This is a genomic window from Arthrobacter sp. FB24 (assembly GCF_000196235.1).
Lineage (GTDB): Bacteria > Actinomycetota > Actinomycetes > Actinomycetales > Micrococcaceae > Arthrobacter.
In genome coordinates this window covers 2,806,962-2,822,930 of the sequence record NC_008541.1, presented here as the reverse complement: position 1 = coordinate 2,822,930, position 15,969 = coordinate 2,806,962, and the positions used below count along the sequence as shown (strand labels likewise).

General features: G+C 66.4%; 16 protein-coding genes. 10 read left to right on the top strand and 6 right to left on the bottom strand.

From position 1 onward, the window contains the following. Window positions 1-9 precede the first annotated feature (9 nt). Window positions 10-729, bottom strand: a complete 720-nt coding sequence (locus tag ARTH_RS12775; protein ID WP_011692361.1) for an IclR family transcriptional regulator — start codon at window positions 727-729, stop codon at window positions 10-12. A 112-nt stretch (window positions 730-841) separates the two neighbouring features. On the opposite strand from ARTH_RS12775, the gene leuC reads away from it, so the two are divergent. From leuC to ARTH_RS12745, 6 genes are all read left to right on the top strand, one after another. Further along, on the top strand, window positions 842-2,296 hold the full coding sequence (gene leuC / locus ARTH_RS12770; RefSeq protein ID WP_011692360.1) for a 3-isopropylmalate dehydratase large subunit: 1,455 nt from the start codon (window positions 842-844) through the stop codon (window positions 2,294-2,296). A 54-nt stretch (window positions 2,297-2,350) separates the two neighbouring features. Then, complete coding sequence (gene leuD, locus ARTH_RS12765; RefSeq protein WP_011692359.1) at window positions 2,351-2,953, top strand: 3-isopropylmalate dehydratase small subunit; 603 nt, start codon at window positions 2,351-2,353, stop codon at window positions 2,951-2,953. Window positions 2,954-3,199: 246 nt separating this feature from the next. Then, entirely contained in the window at window positions 3,200-4,525 is a 1,326-nt protein-coding gene (gene murA, locus ARTH_RS12760; protein ID WP_011692358.1) for a UDP-N-acetylglucosamine 1-carboxyvinyltransferase, read from the top strand. Between the two features lie 10 nt (window positions 4,526-4,535). Next, the gene (locus ARTH_RS12755; protein ID WP_011692357.1) at window positions 4,536-5,282 is read left to right on the top strand and encodes a lysophospholipid acyltransferase family protein; all 747 of its coding nucleotides are present in this window, start codon (window positions 4,536-4,538) and stop codon (window positions 5,280-5,282) included. After that, the gene (locus tag ARTH_RS12750; RefSeq protein WP_011692356.1) at window positions 5,279-6,331 is read left to right on the top strand and encodes an NAD(P)H-dependent glycerol-3-phosphate dehydrogenase; all 1,053 of its coding nucleotides are present in this window, start codon (window positions 5,279-5,281) and stop codon (window positions 6,329-6,331) included. Before ARTH_RS12755 ends, ARTH_RS12750 begins: the two co-directional genes overlap by 4 nt. Before the next feature lie 2 nt (window positions 6,332-6,333). Then, window positions 6,334-7,482: a D-alanine--D-alanine ligase family protein gene (locus tag ARTH_RS12745; protein ID WP_011692355.1), complete on the top strand. Its 1,149-nt coding sequence runs from the start codon at window positions 6,334-6,336 to the stop codon at window positions 7,480-7,482. 36 nt (window positions 7,483-7,518) lie between these two features. Here the strand turns inward: ARTH_RS12745 and ARTH_RS12740 are convergent, their stop codons facing one another. Beyond that, entirely contained in the window at window positions 7,519-8,022 is a 504-nt protein-coding gene (locus ARTH_RS12740) for a DUF3515 domain-containing protein (protein WP_011692354.1), read from the bottom strand. A gap of 147 nt (window positions 8,023-8,169) precedes the next feature. Between ARTH_RS12740 and ARTH_RS12735 the strand changes: the two genes are divergently transcribed. Genes ARTH_RS12735 through rsmD form a run of 4 tightly spaced genes read left to right on the top strand, consistent with a single transcriptional unit; the run spans window position 8,170 to window position 13,097 of the window. Further along, window positions 8,170-9,195: a thiamine-phosphate kinase gene (locus ARTH_RS12735; RefSeq protein WP_011692353.1), complete on the top strand. Its 1,026-nt coding sequence runs from the start codon at window positions 8,170-8,172 to the stop codon at window positions 9,193-9,195. Window positions 9,196-9,217: 22 nt separating this feature from the next. Continuing rightward, a complete protein-coding gene (locus ARTH_RS12730; protein ID WP_043430791.1) occupies window positions 9,218-10,219 on the top strand; it encodes a DAK2 domain-containing protein in 1,002 nt (333 codons plus the stop codon). Beyond that, entirely contained in the window at window positions 10,209-12,479 is a 2,271-nt protein-coding gene (locus ARTH_RS12725) for an ATP-dependent DNA helicase RecG (protein ID WP_011692351.1), read from the top strand. Before ARTH_RS12730 ends, ARTH_RS12725 begins: the two co-directional genes overlap by 11 nt. A gap of 39 nt (window positions 12,480-12,518) precedes the next feature. After that, window positions 12,519-13,097: a 16S rRNA (guanine(966)-N(2))-methyltransferase RsmD gene (gene rsmD / locus ARTH_RS12720; protein WP_011692350.1), complete on the top strand. Its 579-nt coding sequence runs from the start codon at window positions 12,519-12,521 to the stop codon at window positions 13,095-13,097. 1 nt (window position 13,098) lies between these two features. Here the strand turns inward: rsmD and ARTH_RS12715 are convergent, their stop codons facing one another. From ARTH_RS12715 to ARTH_RS12705, 4 genes are read right to left on the bottom strand one after another with little or no spacing between them, the layout of a single operon-like run. Further along, window positions 13,099-13,884: a spermidine synthase gene (locus ARTH_RS12715; RefSeq protein ID WP_011692349.1), complete on the bottom strand. Its 786-nt coding sequence runs from the start codon at window positions 13,882-13,884 to the stop codon at window positions 13,099-13,101. 2 nt (window positions 13,885-13,886) lie between these two features. Next, on the bottom strand, window positions 13,887-15,095 hold the full coding sequence (locus tag ARTH_RS12710) for an aminotransferase class I/II-fold pyridoxal phosphate-dependent enzyme (protein WP_011692348.1): 1,209 nt from the start codon (window positions 15,093-15,095) through the stop codon (window positions 13,887-13,889). Further along, window positions 15,092-15,319, bottom strand: a complete 228-nt coding sequence (locus ARTH_RS24480; protein WP_011692347.1) for a hypothetical protein — start codon at window positions 15,317-15,319, stop codon at window positions 15,092-15,094. The genes ARTH_RS12710 and ARTH_RS24480 overlap by 4 nt, the downstream gene beginning before the upstream one ends. After that, window positions 15,306-15,968, bottom strand: coding sequence for an SDR family NAD(P)-dependent oxidoreductase (locus ARTH_RS12705; protein WP_011692346.1), 663 nt, complete (start codon window positions 15,966-15,968; stop codon window positions 15,306-15,308). Before ARTH_RS12705 ends, ARTH_RS24480 begins: the two co-directional genes overlap by 14 nt. Window position 15,969 lies beyond the last annotated feature (1 nt).

Here is a 15,969-nt window from a genome sequence, read left to right as displayed (position 1 = left end):
GCTGCGGTGTCAGTCGTTGTTCTTGCGGAGCGCCTCGGTCAGCACCCGGGCGGCATTGCAGACGACTTCGGCGTGCAACCGGCCCGGCTGGCGGGTCAGGCGCTCGATCGGACCGGAAATGGACACGGCGGCAATGACGCGTCCGGACGGGCCACGGACGGGCGCCGACACAGAGGCGACCCCCGGCTCGCGTTCGCCGAGGCTCTGGCCCCAGCCCCGCCGTCGCACTCCTGCCAGGACGGTGGGCGTGAAGCGCGCTGCCTGCAGACCTTCGAGGAGCCGGTCGTGGTCCTCCCAGGCCAGCAGGACCTGGGCGGCGGAGCCGGCCTTCATGGAAAGCTGGGTACCCACCGGGATGGTGTCGCGGAGACCAATGGGACGCTCGGCAGACGCGACGCACACCCGCCAGTCACCCTGCCGCCGGAAGATCTGGGCGCTTTCGCCGGTGGCGTCGCGCAGCTGCATCAGGACGGGCCCGGCTGAGGCGATCAGCCGGTCCTCGCCGGCGGCCGAGGCGAGCTCCACCAACCGGCTTCCCAGCACAAAACGGCCCTGGATGTCGCGGCTGACAAGCCGGTGATGGACCAGTGCCAGGGCGAGCCTGTGTACGGTCGGCCGCGCCAGTCCGGTGGCAGCCACCAGCTGCGCCAGAGTGGTGGGCCCTGCCTCAAGTGCGTCGAGCACATGGGCCGCTTTATCGATGACACCGACGCCACTAGAATTGTCCATGTAATGATATTGCCGTCTCAATATCTGAGATGCAAATCATTTGGCTGGCGTATTACGCGGGCGTGCTGGTTCAGTGGATGTAAACAGCCAACAGCAGTGAAGGGAGATGGCCATGGCAAAGACATTGGCCGAGAAAGTCTGGGACGCGCACGTGGTGCGCAAAGGCGACGGCGAAGGTGCCAATGCCCAGCCGGACCTTCTCTACATCGACCTCCACCTGGTGCATGAAGTCACGTCGCCGCAGGCCTTTGAAGGGCTCCGGCTGGCCGGTCGCCCGCTGCGCCGCCCGGACCTCACCATCGCCACCGAGGACCACAACACCCCCACGCTGGACATCGACAAGCCTATCGCCGATCTGACCAGCCGGACCCAGATCCAGACGCTGCGCAACAACTGCAAGGAATTCGGCGTCCGCCTGCACTCCCTGGGCGACGCCGAGCAGGGGATCGTTCACGTTGTGGGCCCCCAGCTTGGCCTCACCCAGCCCGGCATGACGGTGGTCTGCGGGGATTCGCACACCTCCACGCACGGAGCCTTCGGCGCGCTGGCCATGGGCATCGGCACCTCCGAGGTGGAGCACGTCATGGCCACCCAGACGCTGTCCTTGAAGCCATTCAAGACCATGGCGATAAACGTCGAGGGAACCCTGCGCCCCGGAGTGTCGGCAAAGGACATCATCCTGGCGGTCATCGCGAAGATCGGCACCGGCGGCGGGCAGGGCTACGTCCTCGAATACCGTGGTTCGGCAATCCGTGCACTGTCCATGGAAGCCCGGATGACCATCTGCAACATGTCCATCGAAGCCGGCGCCCGCGCGGGCCTCGTTGCCCCGGACCAGACAACGTACGACTACATGTACGGACGGCCGCACGCGCCGCAGGGCGCGGAGTGGGACGCCGCCGTCGAATACTGGAACACGCTCCGCACGGACGACGACGCAACGTTCGACGTCGAGGTGGACCTGGACGCCGACACCCTGGAGCCCTTCGTCACCTGGGGCACGAACCCCGGCCAGGGCGTTTCGCTGTCTTCCAGGGTGCCGTCGCCGGAGGACTTCGGCGATGAAAACGCCAAGGCCGCGGCCGAACGGGCACTGCAGTACATGGGGCTGGAAGCCGGCACCCCGATGAAGGAGATCCGGGTGGACACGGTCTTCCTGGGCTCCTGCACGAACTCCCGGATGGAAGACCTGCGCGCCGCGGCGGACATCATCCGCGGCCGCACCAAGGACCCGAACATCCGGATGCTCGTTGTCCCGGGCTCGGCACGCGTGCGGCTCGAGGCGGAAGCGGAAGGCCTGGACAAGGTTTTCAAGGACTTTGGAGCTGAGTGGCGTTTTGCCGGCTGCTCCATGTGCCTGGGCATGAACCCGGACCAGCTGGAGGTGGGGGAACGTTGTGCCTCCACGTCCAACCGCAACTTTGAGGGACGTCAGGGCAAGGGTGGCCGCACCCACCTCGTCTCACCGGTCGTGGCGGCAGCTACGGCGGTGCGCGGCACGCTCAGTTCGCCGTCGGACCTGGACCCCGCTCCCGAGTCCGCCGCCGTCAGTAGCAGCGCCGCTTAGATAACGCCGCCTAGCCCGCGCAGCCCACACCTACCCAGCATCAAAGGAACCGCCATGGAAAAGTTCAGCACCCACACCGGGATCGGCGTACCGCTGCGCCAGAGCAACGTGGACACCGACCAGATCATCCCGGCCGTTTACCTCAAGCGCATTACCCGCACGGGCTTCGAGGACGCACTGTTTGCGGCCTGGCGCAAGGACCCTGCCTTCATCCTGAACCAGGAGCCGTTCAACGCCGGTTCCGTGCTGGTGGCCGGACCGGACTTCGGCACCGGGTCCTCCCGCGAGCACGCAGTATGGGCATTGAAGGACTTCGGGTTCAAGACCGTCCTGTCCTCAAGGTTCGCCGATATCTTTCGCGGCAACTCCGGCAAACAGGGCCTCCTGGCAGCCGAGGTCGCCCAGGATGACATCGAGCTCATCTGGAAGGTGCTGGAGAACGCCCCGGGCACCGAGGTGACCGTGGACCTCGTCTCGAAGACCGTGATGTGCGGCAACGTGGTGGCGCCGTTCGAGATTGATGACTACACGCGCTGGCGCCTCCTCGAAGGCCTGGACGACATCGGACTGACCCTCCAGCACGAAGAAGACATCACAGCCTACGAAGCCACCAGGCCCGCTTTCAAGCCGAAGACCCTGCCCGCACGGCTGTCCTGATCGGGCCGGCGCTGAGGGGTGCGGCCGCCCCGCGGTCCCGCGGGGACGGCGGGGCCGGGTACGGTCCCTGCGGCGCCGGTACCGCGGACCCCGCAGCGCCGGTCCCCGGTACCGGCTGCACCCTTGCCGCCCCCGCGGCGCCCTCCGGAAAAACGCGCCGTATTTCAGATCGGTAACGCTAGCTCCTATGCTTAGCTGGAGCCTTTGTAAGGATTTGGGGGCGAGTAGTCGTGAGGAAACCGGTATATGAGTAGTGTTTTGACAATCCGCGGAGGCGTCCCGCTAACTGGACGCGTCACCGTTCGCGGGGCCAAGAATCTTGTCCCCAAGGCCATGGTGGCCGCCCTGCTGGGCAACGAGCCGTCCGTGCTGCGCAACGTCCCTGAAATCAAGGACGTCGAGGTTGTCACCAGCCTGCTCCAGCTTCATGGCGTCACGGTCGAAAAGGACCCTGTTACGGGTGACCTGACCCTGGATCCGAAGGGCGCCAAGACCGCGTCCAGCACCGCAATCGACGCCCATGCAGGCGACTCCAGGATTCCCATCCTGTTGTGCGGTCCGCTGATCCACGCCATCGGTGAAGCGTTCATTCCCGACCTTGGCGGCTGCAAGATCGGCGACCGCCCCATTGATTACCACCTGAACGTCCTGCGCCAGTTCGGGGCCGTCGTCGAAAAGCGTCCGGGCGGCATCCACATTTCCGCGCCCAAGGGGCTCCAGGGCGCCAAGATCTCGCTGCCCTATCCGTCAGTGGGGGCCACCGAGCAGGTCCTGCTCAGCGCCACCAGGGCTGAAGGCATCACGGAGCTTTCCGGTGCCGCCACGGAGCCGGAAATCATCGACCTCATTGCCGTGCTGCAGAAGATGGGCGCCATCATCAGCGTCCAGACGGACCGCACCATCCGCATCGAAGGCGTCAGGGACCTCGGCGGTTACAACCACCGGGCACTCTCGGACCGGAACGAATCAGCGTCCTGGGCCTCAGCGGCGCTCGTGACGCGCGGAGATATTTTCGTTGAGGGCGCTTCCCAGCGCGACATGATGACGTTCCTGAACACCTACCGCAAGGTGGGCGGCGGGATGGACATCGGCGAGGACGGCATCCGTTTCTACCACCGCGGCGGCAAGCTGAATCCGCTAGTCCTTGAAACGGACGTACACCCGGGATTCATGACGGACTGGCAGCAGCCCCTTGTGGTGGCCCTAACCCAGGCCGAAGGCGTGTCGATCGTCCACGAGACCGTCTACGAGAACCGGTTCGGCTTCACCGACGCACTGATCCGGATGGGCGCCAACATCCAGGTGCACCGGGAGTGCCTCGGCAGCGTGCCGTGCCGCTTCGGCCAGCGGAACTTCCTGCACTCGGCCGTCATCTCGGGATCCACGCAGCTCAAGGGCACCGACATCGACGTTCCGGACCTCCGGGGCGGTTTCAGCCACCTCATCGCCGCACTGGCTGCCACCGGAACGTCCCGGGTGACCGGAATCGACATCATCAACCGCGGCTACGAGCGCTTCACCGAGAAGCTCGCGGGCCTGGGCGCCGATTTCGACATCACCGCAGCCAAGTAACGGGGTCCCAGTGAAGGAAACGGCCAAGAGCCGCACCACCTTTGTCATCGTCGCCGGGATCGTCAGGCCAGTGATGAACCTGCTCATGAACAAGAAGTGGGAAGGGCTGGACAAGCTTCCGGCGGGCGGCTTCATCGCCGCACCCAACCACTGCACCGAGATCGACCCGCTCGTGATCGGCCACATGCTGTACAACCAGAAGCGGATGCCGCACTTCCTGGCCAAGGGCGGACTCTTCAAGGTGCCGGTTTTGGGGGCAGTCCTGCGCGCCACCAAGCAAATCCCGGTGGAACGTTCGACGGCGGGTGCCAACCGTTCGCTGCAGGTCGCCAAGGCAGTGGTGGACGAAGGCGGGGCCATCATCATCTACCCCGAGGGCACGCTGACGCGTGACCCGGAGCTGTGGCCGATGAAGGGCCATACCGGTGCGGCCCGGATGGCGCTGGAGAGCGGCATTCCGGTGGTTCCCATGGCCCACTGGGGAGCACACCAAGTCTTTCCGCGCTATGCGAAGCGGTTCCATCTGTTCCCCCGTCGGACCTCCCGCGTCATCGTGGGCGACCCCGTGGACCTTAGCGCTTTCGAGGGCCGTCCGCTGGACAAAGCCACGCTGACGGCCGCCACGGCGGTCATCATGGAGGCCATTACGGGCCTGCTGGCGACCCTGCGGGGGGAACAGCCTCCCGCTGAGCGATGGGATCCTGCCGCCCACAACCAGACCAAGCATGGACGCAACATCGAGGGGAGCGGCAAATGACCCCCGACCAGGCCGCAGCCGGCTCGGCAATGTCGGTCGCCGTTCTCGGAGCCGGTTCCTGGGGGACCACGTTTGCCAAGATACTGGCTGATGCCGCCACCGCCTCCGGTGTCCAGCGGAGCATCCGGCTCTGGGGACGCCGCCGCGAGGTTGTTGAGCAGATCAACACCACGCACCGGAATTCGCAGTACCTTAAGGACATCGACCTCCCGCACAGCATCACCGCCTCCACCGACGTGGCGGAGGTGCTGTCCGGGGCGGACCTCGTCGTTCTGGCGGTGCCGGCCCAGTCCCTCCGGCTGCAGCTTCGCGAGTGGCGGCACCTGATATCGCCGGACGCCTTTGTGGTCTCCCTGATGAAGGGCCTGGAGCTCAGCTCAGATGCCCGCATGAGCGAGGTCATCAGTGAGGAGCTGGGCATCAAGACGGACCGTATTGCCGTTGTGTCCGGACCCAACCTGGCCATGGAAATCGCCCGCGAGGAACCCACCGCCTCTGTGGTGGCCTGTGCGGACGCCGAGGTGGCGTCATGGATCGCCCGCAGCTGCACCGCACCCTATTTCCGCCCGTACACCACCACCGACGTCGTCGGTGTTGAAATCGGCGGCATCGTGAAAAACGTCATTGCACTCGCCGTGGGTATCTGCGAAGGCAAGAGGATGGGCGACAACACCAAGGCGTCCGTGATTACCCGGGGGCTCGCGGAGACGTCCAGGCTGGCGCTTGCCCTGGGGGGAGAAGCGCAAACCATGGCTGGCCTGGCCGGGCTGGGCGACCTCGTTGCCACCTGCTCTTCGCCGTTGTCCCGGAACCACACTGCCGGACGCCTGCTGGGCAAGGGGCTGACGCTGGAACAGGTGACCGCGGAAATGACCCAAACGGCCGAGGGGATCAAGTCCGGGCAGGCCGTGCACGAACTTGCCGGAAAGCTCGGCGTCGAGATGCCCATCACCGCGGCAGTGGTTGCCGTGCTGGCCGGAAAATTGTCCGTTGACGAACTGGGACCGCTGCTGCTGGCCCGGGACCTGAAATCCGAAGGCGATTACTGACTGTGTCGGAAGAACAATTGAACAAGCACACCGCACCCGGCCACGCCAAACCCCGCGTCGCCGTGTTGTTTGGTGGCCGCTCCAGCGAGCACGCCGTCAGCTGCGTGACGGCCGCCGGCGTGCTCGGGGCCATCGACTACGACAAGTACGATGTCATCCCCATCGGCATCGCAAAGACCGGACAATGGGTCCTTGTGTCGGGGGACACCCGGCAATGGTCCCTCTCGGCATCGTCCCTACCCGAGGTGTCGCCCTCTGCCCGCACGGTCACACTCGCCGAAATCGGCGGGGAACACCAGCTGATCGTGGCGTCCCCGAACGAAGTTCCGCAGGAGCTCGGTGCCGTGGACGTTGTCTTCCCGCTGCTTCACGGCCCGTTCGGTGAAGACGGCACCATCCAGGGACTGCTGGAACTCTCGGACACCCGCTACGTTGGCGCCGGTGTCCTCGCGTCCGCTGTCGGGATGGACAAGCATTACATGAAGGTGGTTTTTGAGGCCGCCGGCCTGCAGGTGGGACCGTACATCGCCGTGACGGACCGGCAGTGGCTCACTGACCCGGAAGCCATCCGCAAACGCGTTGACCGGCTGGGTTACCCCGTATTCGTCAAGCCCGCCCGGGCAGGATCTTCCATGGGCATCTCCAAAGTGGACTCCCTGGAGGGCCTGGACGCGGCCATCGCGGCCGCCCGCGAGCATGACCTCAAACTGGTGATCGAGGCCGGCATCGTGGGCCGCGAAATCGAATGCGCCGTCCTTGAAGGGCGCGGTACGGAACCGCCGCGGACCTCCATGCCGGGGGAGATCGCCGTGGCTCCGGGGGAGCACGAGTTCTATGACTTCAATGCAAAATACGTGGAAGACGACGCCGCCTCGCTGAGCTGCCCGGCCGACCTCCCTGACGAGGCGATCGCCAGGGTCCGCGAGCTTGCCGCCGCGGCGTTCGATGCCGTGGGCGCCGAGGGGCTTAGCCGGGTGGATTTCTTCTACACTCCCGACGGCGAGCTGATCATCAACGAGATCAACACCATGCCCGGCTTCACGCCGAAAAGCATGTACCCGCAGATGTGGGCTGCGTCCGGGCTGGGCTACGCGGAACTCATCGACGAACTGATCTACCTGGCCCTGAACCGGAAGACCGGGCTGCGCTAAGCGCTATTGCAGGCCGGCGGCCGGGACGCGTGGGTCCTATTGTCCGGTGGGCAGGTTCTGCAGCTCTTCCTGGCCCACGCAGTTCCTGGTGGCCTTGATCTTCCCGGCCGCGGCGGACAGTTCGGCCAGCACGGTTGCGGAACTGATTTGATCCGGGTCCATGACGATCTCCGTGGCCGGTTCGCGGCCGAAGGTGGTCAGTGTCCAGACGGGGTCGCCCTCCTTGATGACCCAGTCGATGCCGTTGACACTGACGCAACGGTCTGTGGTCGGACCGGGAACGTTGACTCCGCACCGCAGGATGACTTTGGACGGATCGCCCCAGGCGGCGGTTGCCTGGCTGTTGGTCTTCCGCAGGGCCGCGTCACCCATCGTGTCCGGAAGTGCCACCATCATGGGTGCACAGGCAGGGTTGGCCGCATCCTTGGCCGGCGCGACGTCCACCACCGGTGCGCATGCGCTGAGGGCCAGCACCACTGCTGCAGCCGTTGCCGGCAGGCGAAGCGAACGGGTGGAAACCGGGGTGCGGAGCAGGTGCATTGTTTAAGCCTATCCCGCTCCGGGCAGCCGGCCGGACGCCGTTCGTCCGCTCTGCCCCCGCTTCCCGCCATGCCGGCAGGGGCCCATCAGGACCTTGTGGACAGGACCCCGCGAACGGATGTCGGTCCCTGACTGTAGCGTAGTGGTGTGCCTGAATCTCACCTCACCGTTGACGGACTTTCCGAATCCGAGCTCCTCGCCAGGATCTTTCCGCGCCTGAACAAAGGTCCAGCCGAGGGCACGGCGCTCCTGCTGGGACCCGGGGATGACGCCGCCATTGTGGCAGCCCCGGACGGCCGGACCGTGGTCAGCATTGACACTCAGGTCCAGGACCAGGATTTCCGGCTGGTGTGGCGAAACGGGTACCGGACCACCGGCTTCGACGTCGGCTGGAAGGCCGCGGCGCAGAACCTGAGCGACATCAACGCCATGGGTGCGCGGTCCGTGTCCATGGTGGTGAGCCTGACCCTGCCTCCGGAGACGCCGGTTTCCTGGGTTGAGGATTTCGCGGACGGGCTGTCCCACGCCATCAGCGGCCTTGGCGCCGCTGGATGTTCCGTGGCCGGCGGGGACCTGGGCCGGGGCCGCGAACTGGCCGTGACCGTGGCCATCCTGGGCACCCTGGACGGGCGGGAGCCGGTATTGCGCTCCGGGGCCCGTCCCGGGGACACCGTCGCGCTGGCCGGAACGCTGGGGCTCGCGGCGGCGGGCCTTGCCCTGCTGGAGTCGGCATTGGATGTTGAACGGTTAACGCCGGAGCAGCGGACCATTATGGACAGGCAATGCCGGCCGCTGCCGCCGCTGGATGCCGGGCCGTCCGCACTCGCGGCAGGCGCCTCGGCCATGATGGATGTTTCCGACGGACTGATCCGCGACGGCAACCGCCTGGCCGCCGCCAGCGGCGTGGTCCTGGACCTTGATCCCGACGCCCTGAAGCAGCTCGCAGAGCCTTTGGCCGCTGTCGCGGACGCGGTGGACGGCGACCCCATGGTCTGGGTGCTCGGCGGAGGGGAAGATCATGGACTTCTTGCCACATTCCCGGCGGACGTTCAGCTGCCTCCGGGTTTCGCTGCGATAGGCTCAGTAGAAGCCCTTGCACCAATGGAAAGCACTGGCGTGACGATAGCGGGCCGGCCCGCGGACACTGTGGGATGGGATCACTTTGCAGACTAAGATTGCCGCCAACGCGCAAGCGATGAAGCGGTGGTTGGGCAAGGCCGAAACAGTCCTCGGGAACCACAGCGACCGCCTCAACGCCATCAATATTTTCCCTGTGGCGGACGGCGATACCGGCACCAACCTCTACCTGACGGTCCGTGCAGCTGCACAGGCCCTCCACAGCCCCGCCACGTCATCGGACCCCGAATTCGCGCCGCAGTCCGGGGGGCCCCCGGGCCAGCAGGATGTCGGGGCCGTCCTCGCAAGCGCCGGCCAGGCTGCGATGGAGCAGGCACGCGGCAATTCCGGCACATTGTTCGCCGTGTTCCTGTGCGCCGCTGCGGAGCCGTTGGCCGGTCATACCCGCCTGAGCTCGCCGCTGCTCGCAGCCGCGCTCAACCGCGCCCAGATCCGGGCGTGGTCGGCGTTGAGCGATCCCGTTCCGGGAACCATGCTCTCGGTCATGGAGGCGGCCGCGCGTGCCGCCGCCGGAGTGGATGCCGAGCAGAACGGCGACGACAGCAATCACGTCCTGGGACTGGCCCTGGACGCTGCGGTGGAGGCAGCCCTCGAAGCGGTGGTCCGCACCGAAGACCAGTTGGCAGCCCTGCACGAGGCCCATGTCGTGGACGCCGGCGGCGTCGGGATGCTCTTGATCCTTGACTGCCTGCGTTCCGCGGTGCTCGGCGAAGAACTCCAAGGCGACATGCTGGACGGCCTGCACGGTTACAACGTCCAGGACCCCCACATTCATGCAGACATGCCCGACGACGACGGCGTGGAAGTCATGTGCACCATCAAACTTTCTCCCCTGGATGCGGCCACCCTGCGGCAACGGCTGGACGAAATGGGCGATTCGGTGATCATGAGCCAGGTTGGCGGTGCAATCGACGGCGACGGAAAGTACCGCTGGCGAGTGCACGTCCACGTGCCGGCCCCGGAACCGGCTGTGGCGCTCATCGGCTCACTCGGCGAACCCACGGACATTTCGGTCAGCCAGCTCGCCCTGCCGCGGGACCCCGACGGACATGAACACTGAGCTGGAACTGGGCCTGGAACGCCGCATTGGCAAACGGTCCGCAGCCGTCATTGAGAAACACCTGGGCATCACCACCGTCGGCGGCCTGCTCAACTATTTTCCGCGCCGGTACCTCAGCCGGGGTGAGCTGACCCCCATCAGCGAGGTGCCGCTGGACGAAGAGGTCACCCTGATCGCGCGCGTCGTGTCCAACAGCACCAGGGCAATGCGGGCGCGCCGCGGCACACTGACCGACGTCGTGATTACGGACGATTCCGCGACGAACCACAACAGCCACGGAAGCGCCGGCAGGCTTCCCGGCGCCGGCGTGCCCGGCACCCTGAAGGTGAGCTTCTTCAACGGCTACCGGGCCAAAGCGGAGCTGCTCCCGGGGCGCAGGGCGATGTTCTCGGGCAAGGTCACCAGGTACGGCGGCAGCTTGAGTCTCACCAACCCTGACTTCCTGCTGCTGGACGAGGACCCGGACACCCCGGGCATGGACCCGGAGAAGCTCGCCGCCATGCCCATCCCGGTCTACCCGGCAACGGCCAAGCTCACCAGCTGGTCCATCCAGAAAGTCATCTCCACCCTCCTGGACACCGTCGACCTGGATGTCCTGGACGATCCGGTGCCGGCCGGGGTCTCGGCCCGGGAGAAGTTCCTGCCGGCTCCGGAGGCCTACCGGCTGATCCATACCCCGGAGGTGCCCGGCGACTGGCAGCGGGCCAGGGACCGCTTCAGGTACCAGGAGGCCCTGGTCCTGCAGGCTGCCCTCGCGCGGCGCCGCGCCCAGCTGGCCGCCGAGGAGGCCACGGCCCGCCGGCCTGTCACCGACGGAATCCTGACCGCGTTCGACCGCCAGCTGCCCTTTACGCTCACGGCCGGCCAGTCCGCCGTCGGGAAAACACTTGCGGAGGAGCTTTCGCAGGACAGCCCCATGAACCGGCTCCTCCAGGGCGAGGTGGGGTCAGGCAAGACCATCGTCGCCCTGCGCGCAATGCTCCAGGTGGTTGACGCCGGGGGTCAGGCCGCCCTATTGGCGCCCACGGAAGTCCTGGCCGCGCAGCACTTCGAATCCATCCGCAGGACCCTGGGCCCGTTGTCCCGGGACGGCCTGCTGGGCGGATCAGGTCCCGACACAGTGCAGGTCACGATGCTTACCGGATCGATGCCCACTGCTGCCCGCAAACAGGCCATGCTGGATGCCGCGTCGGGCACTGCCGGGATCGTGATCGGGACGCACGCCCTGCTGAGCGACAATGTCTCGTTCTACGACCTCGGCCTGATCGTTGTGGATGAACAGCACCGCTTCGGGGTGGAGCAGCGCGACGCCCTGCGTGCGAAAGCCAGCAAGCCGCCCCACCTGCTCGTCATGACTGCCACGCCCATTCCCAGGACCGTCGCCATGACCGTGTTCGGCGATCTCGAAACATCAGTGCTGGACGAACTCCCCGCGGGCCGTGCCCCCATTTCCACGCATGTTGTTGGCCTCGCCGAAAACCCCGGCTGGGCCGGACGTATCTGGTCCCGGTCCCGGGAAGAGATCGACGCCGGGCACCAGGTCTACGTCGTGTGCCCCAAGATCGGAGAAGACGACGACGGCGACTTCAGCCCCGGGGAAGCGGAGCCTTCGGCGGCGGACCTGGAAGGTGACGGCCCGGCCCGCGAGCTCGCATCCGTCACTTCAGTCGTCGAACACCTGCAGGATGAACCCGCGCTGGCCGGCGTTCCGCTGGCGCCGCTGCACGGCAGGCAGGATCCCGTCCTGAAATCCGCAACGATGGCATCCTTCACGGCGAATGAAACCAAGTTGCTGGTGTCCACCACCGTGATCGAGGTGGGTGTTGACGTCCACAACGCCACACTGATGGTGATCCTGGATGCGGACAGGTTCGGCATCTCCCAGCTGCACCAGCTTCGCGGACGGGTGGGCCGGGGCGGGCTGCCCGGCACCTGCCTTCTGGTGACCACGCTTGAGCCCGGGCATCCCAGCCGCCGCCGCCTGGACGCCGTGGCGGCCACGACGGACGGATTCGAGCTGTCGCAGGAGGACCTGAAGCTGCGCCGCGAGGGCGACATCCTCGGCGCCTCACAGTCCGGCGGACGTTCCACGCTCAAGCTGCTGCGCGTGCTGGAGCACGAGGCCGTCATTGCAAAGGCACGCCAGGACGCGCAACAAATCGTGGCCGCGGATCCCGGCCTGACGGACCATTCCGCACTCGCGGAGGCAATCGATGAGTATTTGAACCCGGAAAAGGAGGCATTCCTTGAGCGTGGCTAGGACATGGCGTGTGGCGGGACATGACGGGACGGATCCGGCGTGAGCCGCATCATCGCCGGGGCCGGCGGGGGAATGCCGCTGGTCAGTGTGCCCGGGTCCATGACCCGTCCCACCACCGACCGCGTCAAGGAAGCACTCTTCTCCCGCCTTGAGGCCTTCAATGTGGTGGCAGGGGCCCGCGTCCTGGATCTTTATGCGGGCTCCGGCGCGCTCGGCGTGGAAAGCGCCAGCCGCGGGGCGGAGACTGTGGACCTCGTGGAGTTCGACGGAAAGGCCAGTGAGGTTTGCCAGCGCAACGCGGACCTCGTCAACGGGGCCGTAGGTCACAAGGCGGTGTCGGTCCACCGCTCCCGGGTGGAGTCCTTCCTGGAAAGGACCGTGCCGGGCACACTGTGGGACCTCGTGTTCCTGGACCCGCCGTATCCGCTGGACGAGCCCGCCATGGGCGCGGTACTGGAGGAACTGTCGCCTTACCTGGCAGAGTCCGCCGTCGTGGTGGTGGAGCGCTCGTCCCGCAGCCCGGAGCCGTCCTGGCCTGCGTCGCTGGAGCGGTTTGCCGAGAAGAAATACGGCGAAACCAAGCTGTGGTTTGCCGAACCTGTGGGCGGCGGCAGCTGACTTAGTCCGAGATCGCGTCGAGGTCCACGCCGGCCAGTACTTTTGCCGGGTGCGGGCCGCGTGCCGCCAGCTCCACGGTCCATTCCGCAGGCCACGGACCCCTTGTGCCGGCAAGGACAATGTTTCCGGGATGCCGCCCGGCGAACATCCCGGACTCGGCGAAAGCGGCAACACCGCCCATGACCTGGCGCATGGCTGCCACCTGGCTCCGTACCAGGGTCAGCCCCGGTTCATCGCCCACGTTGACGATCAACACCCCGCGTGGCGTCAGCCTGGCCGCAGCCTCCTCGTAGAAACCGGCACATGCGATGTGCTCCGGTGCCTCCGGGCCGGAGAAAATGTCCAGGATCACGACGTCGAAACGCAGTTCCGCCGGCAGTTCCGCCAGCGCGTCCCGTGCGTCGCCGATCAGCGTGTGCAGAACCGTTCCGTCCGGCATGGGCAACTGCTGCAGGACGAAGTCCAGCAGCTCGCGTTCGAGCTCCACGGCGTACTGTAGGGACCCCGGGCGGGTCGCCTGAATGTAGCGGGCCAGCGTCAGCGCCCCGGCGCCAAGATGCAGCGCGTGGACCGGCTCGCCGGCAGGTGCCGCGAGATCCACGACGTGCCCGATCCGGCGGAGGTACTCGTAGAAGATTTCGACCGGCTCGGCGAGGTTTACGTGGGACTGCTCCGCTCCGCCGATGCTCAGCACATAGGACCCTGCGGTGAAGGCATCCGGTTCGATGGTGGCGTGCTGTCCGGTGGTCCGGAGGAAACGTGATCCTGCCGGGGTCCGGGCAGGCATCGTCACAGCCGGTCCCGGAGGGTGGCGAGCCGCGATGCGGCCTCCTCGAGGACCTCGGTCTTCTTGCAGAACGCAAAGCGGAGCAGGCTGCGGGTTCGTTCGGCGCCCTCGGGATGGCAGAAGACTGGCACCGGGATGGCGGCCACCCCTACCAGTTCCGGAAGCCTCCGGGCCAGGTCCACGGAGTCGGAGATCCCCAGGGGAGCCGTGTCCACATTCACGAAGTAGGTTCCTTGCGGGGTGAAGACGTCCAGGCCGGCGGCCTTCAACCCGTCGCTGAGGATGTCCCGCTTGCGCCGGAGTGTCTCGGAAATCCCGGTGTAAAAGTCGTCGGGCAGGGCGAGCCCTACGGCGATGGCGCCCTGGAACGGCGTGCCGGAGCTGTAGCTGAGGAACTGTTTCACCGTCCTGATGGCAGACACGAGGTGTTCAGGTCCGCTCAGCCAGCCGATCTTCCAGCCGGTGAAGGAGAACGTCTTGCCTGCGGAGGATATGGTGACGGTCCTGCCGGCGGCACCGGGCAGGCTTGCCACCGGGATGTGTTGTTCCCCGAACGTCAGGTGCTCGTAGACCTCGTCGGTGATGATGACGGCGTCGTGCCTGGCGGCAAGTTCCACGACGCGCTGAAGAACCTCACGCGGAAAGACCGCGCCGGTGGGGTTGTGCGGATTATTGATCAGCACCACTTTGGTCCGGCTGCTGAAGGCCGCTTCCAGGGCTGTCATGTCCGGCATGAAATCCGGAGCGAGCAGCGGAGCCGTCACATGCGTGGCTTCCGCCAGTCCGATCATGGCGCCGTAGGAGTCGTAGAAGGGTTCGAACGTGAGCACCTCGTCTCCGTGCTCCACGAGTGCCAGCAACGAGGCAGCAATGGCTTCGGTGGCTCCCGTGGTGACGATGATTTCAGTCTCCGGGTCCGGCGTGAGCCCGTAGAACCGCTGCTGGTGCGCCGATACGGCCTCCCGGAGGGGAAGGATTCCCTTGCCGGGAGCATATTGGTTGGCGCCGGAGGCAATCGCAGCCTGGGCGGCCGCCTTGATTTCCAACGGACCGTCCTCGTCGGGGAAGCCCTGGCCAAGGTTGATGGCGCCGGTCCGGACCGCGAGGGTGGTCATCTCCTCGAAGATCGTGACCCCGAGGGTTCCGTTGGCTGCCAGGAGATTGGCACCCGACGCTGCCCGCTGCCACGGTGCCGGAGCTGTTGCGTTCACTGTTTGCCTGCCTGTCGGTTGGAGGTGGCGTCCTCTGCGCGTCCGGTGAATTTTTCCATGCCGGCGTAGATCCGGAAGACTTTACCGCCGATGAAGTCCCATACGCGGACGGGAAGAATCCCCCGCAGGACTTTGCCAAGATTCGCCGTCGCCGGAGCAATGAGGAGCGGGCGGCCCGCGGCCATTGCCCGCCATGCCCGGTCGACGGCGTTAGCGGGAGTCATGAGCGGCGTGAGCAGGGGGGCCGCGGGCGCCGGCGAACATACCGGTGGAGATGTAGCTCGGACAGAAGGTGGTGACCCGCAGATGCCGGTAGCCTTCCTGTTCCAATTCAAGCCGCAGCGAGTCACTCCAGCCCACTACAGCCCATTTGGAGGCTGCATACACGCTCATCCTGGGGTTGGAAACCGTGCCGGCGGCGGAGGCGATGTTCAGGACCCGTCGGGCGCGCCCGACGTCGGCCATCATGTCCGGAAGGAATGCGAGGGTGACGTACATCGGCGCCAGTGCGTTGACGTCCATGGTCAAGGCAATGTCAGGGCCCGGCCGGTGCTCCCAAAAGTACGCGCCGCGCACGATTCCCGCGTTATTAACGAGGAGGGTAAGGGCGCCTTCAGCACGGCACTCCCGCGCGGCCTCGGCGATGGCGTCACGGTCCGCGAGATCCACGGCGCGGGCTACGGCTCGGGCGCCGAGCGCAGTCACCTCGCGGGCAACGCTTTCCAGTCCGCCGGCATCCACGTCCCATAGGATCACCACAGTCGCGCCTTCCCTGGCGGCGCGGAGCGCGTGCAGCCGGCCCATGCCCATGGCTGCGCCGGTGACCAGCACCACGCCCCCTGCAACGGTGAAGGGAATGTTCGACTCGGGCATC

What these genes read in the sequence shown, in the direction of transcription:
- ARTH_RS12775 (WP_011692361.1), bottom strand. Translation starts at nt 729, where the DNA reads ATGGACAATTCTAGTGGCGTCGGTGTCATCGATAAAGCGGCCCATGTG.
- leuC (WP_011692360.1), top strand. Translation starts at nt 842, where the DNA reads ATGGCAAAGACATTGGCCGAGAAAGTCTGGGACGCGCACGTGGTGCGC.
- leuD (WP_011692359.1), top strand. Translation starts at nt 2,351, where the DNA reads ATGGAAAAGTTCAGCACCCACACCGGGATCGGCGTACCGCTGCGCCAG.
- murA (WP_011692358.1), top strand. Translation starts at nt 3,200, where the DNA reads ATGAGTAGTGTTTTGACAATCCGCGGAGGCGTCCCGCTAACTGGACGC.
- ARTH_RS12750 (WP_011692356.1), top strand. Translation starts at nt 5,279, where the DNA reads ATGACCCCCGACCAGGCCGCAGCCGGCTCGGCAATGTCGGTCGCCGTT.
- ARTH_RS12740 (WP_011692354.1), bottom strand. Translation starts at nt 8,022, where the DNA reads ATGCACCTGCTCCGCACCCCGGTTTCCACCCGTTCGCTTCGCCTGCCG.
- ARTH_RS12730 (WP_043430791.1), top strand. Translation starts at nt 9,218, where the DNA reads ATGAAGCGGTGGTTGGGCAAGGCCGAAACAGTCCTCGGGAACCACAGC.
- ARTH_RS12725 (WP_011692351.1), top strand. Translation starts at nt 10,209, where the DNA reads ATGAACACTGAGCTGGAACTGGGCCTGGAACGCCGCATTGGCAAACGG.
- ARTH_RS12715 (WP_011692349.1), bottom strand. Translation starts at nt 13,884, where the DNA reads ATGCCTGCCCGGACCCCGGCAGGATCACGTTTCCTCCGGACCACCGGA.
- ARTH_RS24480 (WP_011692347.1), bottom strand. Translation starts at nt 15,319, where the DNA reads ATGACTCCCGCTAACGCCGTCGACCGGGCATGGCGGGCAATGGCCGCG.
- ARTH_RS12705 (WP_011692346.1), bottom strand. Translation starts at nt 15,968, where the DNA reads ATGCCCGAGTCGAACATTCCCTTCACCGTTGCAGGGGGCGTGGTGCTG.